Origin of the sequence: Gallibacterium salpingitidis (assembly GCF_001678495.1) — a bacterium.
Taxonomy (GTDB): Bacteria; Pseudomonadota; Gammaproteobacteria; order Enterobacterales; family Pasteurellaceae; genus Gallibacterium; species Gallibacterium salpingitidis.
On sequence record NZ_JTJL01000063.1, the window covers coordinates 1 to 3,711 of the forward strand.

Annotated in this window: 2 protein-coding genes; both read right to left on the reverse strand. The window is 36.9% G+C overall.

The annotated features are described in order from the left end of the window. Positions 1–9: 9 nt before the first annotated feature. Complete coding sequence (locus QS62_RS12015) at positions 10–1,125, reverse strand: autotransporter outer membrane beta-barrel domain-containing protein (protein ID WP_066109925.1); 1,116 nt, start codon at positions 1,123–1,125, stop codon at positions 10–12. 45 nt (positions 1,126–1,170) lie between these two features. Continuing rightward, the coding region (locus QS62_RS12105) for a hypothetical protein (RefSeq protein ID WP_066109928.1) at positions 1,171–3,711 on the reverse strand (2,541 nt) is incomplete at its 5' end.

Here is a 3,711-nt window from a genome sequence, read left to right on the forward strand (position 1 = left end):
AGTCTACCACTACACACTTAAACGAATGTTATAAGACCCCGCTCTGCCATGACCAAACTCTTTCTCTGCATCAATAAACACTCGAGTCTTTTCACTGACATGCGCATTATAGCCTACACCAACCGCATACCACGTACCTCTCGTATTCCAACCCGCTTGGTAATCTCCAGTACGGTCGCTCGCAGTAAAACGGTGTTTGCCTAAAAACTCATGCATAATATTGCCTTTCGCATAAAGGCGATTATCGCCACTCTCATCTAATAATCTGACAATATCAACACCCACTCGGCCAATCAAACTCTTCGCACTACCTACCTTGACTTTAATATCATTGCTAGTGCGATAGTTAGCGCCAGTTAAGTAAGCAAATTGAAGTTGCGCTTGCGGTACCATATACCACCGTTTCTCATCATCAATAAATTTGCGATAACCATGTTCCGTACTTGCCGTAAAGAGGTGATTCTTATAACGACCGCTGCCCCAAAGTTGACCATTGCTCATAATCGATTGATATTTGTTGCGTAATAATCCCGCTCTTAACACGTTATCATTGTAATAACTGTTATCCCCTTCCTTGTTATTACGTTGGTTGGTGTTGTATAAGCTGAGGAGGTATTTTTCTATCCTACCTTTGAATAACGCATCTTCCACATTATGTTTCGCATAGCCATAAGTGAAGCTCAAACCCCATTTCTGTTTCTTCTCGGCTTCATTCTTTCTGAATTTGTCATAACCAATTTCATAGTCATTGCTATTTAAACGGAAGCGGTCATATTGTTCTAAACGCGTATGCGTTCCCCTTATCCAAGCGCCCTCTTTAATATTGTTAAGTGAATAAGCCCGTTCCCCTTCTCGTTTAGTATAGGTGTCTAAGATAAAACCATAGCGTGCTGCAATATCAACCATTCTACCAATATCTGGTGTATTACGACTTGGTCTATTGATACGATATTTCACTAAATAAACATTCTGACTGTTTCCACCACCATAAGTAGCATCAACATACTCAGTACCTGGTTTGGCTTCACTTAAATCGCTACCACCATTAAATTTAGTGTTATAGTCTAGATTGTTATCTGGGTCATTTATTTGCGCTGAATATTCTACTTGTAACGCTTGTTCCATTAGGCGACCACCGTATGAATAGACTCTTCCATTAACAAACTCATTCTATGATGATTTAACAGTAGCAAAACGTAACCGTTCACCATAATCCATACTATCTAACACATCACGCTCGTTCTTAATCACAATCTCTTGTGGAGTCGCTATGCCCTCTTTGATATAGAGCATATCACTACCTTGACCGGATTTATTTAATGTCATTAAGAAACGATTTGCACCAGACAGTTTATCAATATGTAACGCTTGACCAACAGAGGCGCCGACTGAAGTTGGACTAACATCTACAGAACCTTCGCCAAGCAATTCGCTTATCCAGCTTTGTCCAGTCATTTTCCAAAGGGAGTTTTTGGCTAAATCAAGGTAAATTTGACCTGCACTATTTACAGCAGGTAAGTCCATTGAAGTTAAACCAAATAATGTCTTATGTTGCTCGTTATTATAAGCAGCAAAGTTATCCATACGTCCTACCGCTAAACTACCCGGCGTAAGTTGCAAGTTGATATTACCATTATCATAGGCATATTCATTACCAACTAAACGTAGAGTACTACCCTTAGATTTCACTTGAATATCACCGCCAATCGAGAGCATATTTCCGTTAATTACACTCGTTTTTTCATAATTTAAGGCAATTTTTCCTGTATCCCTTGCGTCTGCTGCCCATAATGATGCATCAATCGTCATTTGCCCATCAACGGTAACATTGGCTTTATTGAAAGATTGAATCGCAATTTTTGCACCAGTTAAAGTATTACTTGCTGAACCTATTAATTTTACTTGGGATTCATCATCAGCAAAAATATTGATATTAGAAAATTCCGTATTAGTTGGAACTTCATGAATAATAGCATTGTGTTTACCAGTTAAAGTAACAACAGAACCTTTATTCACGGCATAAATACCAATAGTTCCTATTCTATATTCATAATCAGCTCTATTCCGAAGCACGCTAGATTGATTCACTGCATTCCAATCTTCCTGCTCTCCATACATTTTGATGAGATTAGTGCCTTTTATCGCAGTTAAATTCAATATATTGTTTTTGGTTGCAGCTACAGAATTAAGATCTGAATCAACAACAAGTACCCCCGTTGAACCCAATACAGCATTTTTTACCATTACAATATTATCGCCTCCATCCGCAATAATATGTGCTTGCGCATTAGCATTCACATCAATACCGCTTTGAATCAATGGGTTTCCACCAATTTCTATCCAGTTACTCTTCGCTTGTAACTCAATCAAACTATCTGCACTTGAATAAACACCGTGACGATAAATTCGACTATCTGATCCAAAATCCATTAATAGTGTGTTACGTTCCGGGTTGATTACACGAATTAAATTCATACCTGTTGCAACTAATTTCATATCACCATGATGTTGCGCAGTTATTCCATCAATCTCACCATGTGAACGGATAGTAATATCAACCACATTATTTCCATTTTTTGCGTTTAAAATTATTTTACTGAAGCCCTCATCTGCTGTTTCGTAACCCTCTTCTTTTACATTGCTTGCAAATAAACCATGTGTATAAAAGTCATATCTATTATTCTGCGATATCGGTATATACCCCACACCAAGACCATCGCCATGTCCTTTAATCAAAACGTAGTTATTTTTTGCTTCAAGATTAACATCACCCTTAGCAAAGGCATATACACCACGGATAAAAGTACTATTATTATCTAACTCTTCTTGTCTTGTAGGAATAGCTGTATTTAATGTGCCTTCATATTTGATAACATTATCTTGACCAGCTTTAAGGTTCACTTTACCTTCATCACCCCACACTAATTCAAATTCTCGATTTTCACCTAACTCACTGGTAATAGTTAAATTATTATTGCCTGACCCCGCTAATAACTCTGTTTTAGTTCCTGTATATTGATAAATAATTCCCTGAAATTGTGCATTTGGCGCATAGATAGAAATTTCATTACCTTTTCCCGCTTTCATTGTCATAGTAGCATTATTACTAAAAATTCCATCTACTGCTGAAATGACTCCATTTACATTAGGGAAATTTTTGGCATCACCAATCTGAATTTTATTGTGACCATTATTTGCTTGTAGTAATACTGAACCACCATTATAAACATCTATAGCTCGATGAATACCATTATCGTTAAGCACACTATCCTGATTTGTAGCAGTAGTTTGTAAGATTAATTCGTTATTACCATCTTTTGTTTGCAGTATAGTATTACCATTCCAAGTCTTGATAACAGTGCGTTTTTTCGCGTTTGGAGCATAAATGGAAATTATATTTCCCTTACCTGCTTCCATTTCAACCACAGTACCTGATCGGTTATCGATTCCATATACATCCGCTACTTTTCCGATAATATTTGTTTCTTGGTTATTACCAATCTGAATCTGATTCTGACCATTTTCTGCTACTAAAACTATTGAACCTAAACCATCATAATCATAATCAGAATAAATAGCTGACTGAACACCATCATCTTGATAAGTACTTGTAGTTTGCAATTTTAATTCATTGTTGCCTTCTTTTGTTTGCAACTTAATATTAGCAACTGCCCAAGTTTCTATAATATGACGTTCTTTTGCATTTGGTGC